A 794-nucleotide genomic window follows, 5' to 3' on the forward strand; every position below is an offset into this window, starting at 1 on the left:
TACAATGCTCCTCGCAGTCATAACGCCTTCTTGGCGGAGTTGGCACAGGTGCTGCCATCCCATGTTTGTCCACTGATTGTCACCGATGCGGGTTACCGCAATACCTGGTTTCGGGAGGTGGAACGATATGGTTGGTTTTGGCTTGGCCGTGTCCGTGGGGATGTCGGCTTTCTCCTGGTCAATCATGCCCAATGGCAGTCGAATAAGTCGCTTTATCCCTCCGCCACGGCGAAAGCCCGGCATATTGGTTACGTAAAACTGGGACGAAAATCGCCTATGCGCTGTCATTTACATCTGTACAAGGCTGCGCCGAAACATCGAGCCGACAAGCGGTCATCCAAAGCAGGACGCAATCATACGGCACAACAAAGTTACCGTCTTGGCAGTAAAGAGCCTTGGTTACTGGCAACCAACTTGCCTACGGAGGCGTTCTCGTCAACGCAGGTGGTCAAACTTTATGCCAGACGGATGCAGATAGAAGAAACCTTTCGCGACCTCAAAAGTCCCCAATACGGCATGGGACTCAGACAAAGCCGCAGTCGTTGTCCACGCCGTTATGATGTGTTGTTGCTGATAGCTTTGTTGGCAGAAATCCTGCTTTGGTGCATCGGTCTGGCTGCCAGGCATCTGGGATGGCAGCGGAGGTTTCAAGCCAATACGATACGTGACAGAAACGTGTTATCTGTGCTCAGGCTCGGCAAAGAGGTGAGACGACGTCCGGAATACTCAATCAAAGAATCGCATTTTCGCTGGGCTTGGGGTGAATTTCTTAAACTGGTTAACACCTCTGGGAG

General features: G+C 52.0%; 1 protein-coding gene. It reads left to right on the forward strand.

The features are described 5' to 3' along the window. On the forward strand, window positions 1-794 hold a 794-nt coding region (locus tag IEX22_RS16155; protein WP_188669260.1), incomplete at both ends, for an IS4 family transposase.

The organism is Tersicoccus solisilvae (genome assembly GCF_014643255.1).
GTDB lineage: Bacteria > Actinomycetota > Actinomycetes > Actinomycetales > Micrococcaceae > Tersicoccus > Tersicoccus solisilvae.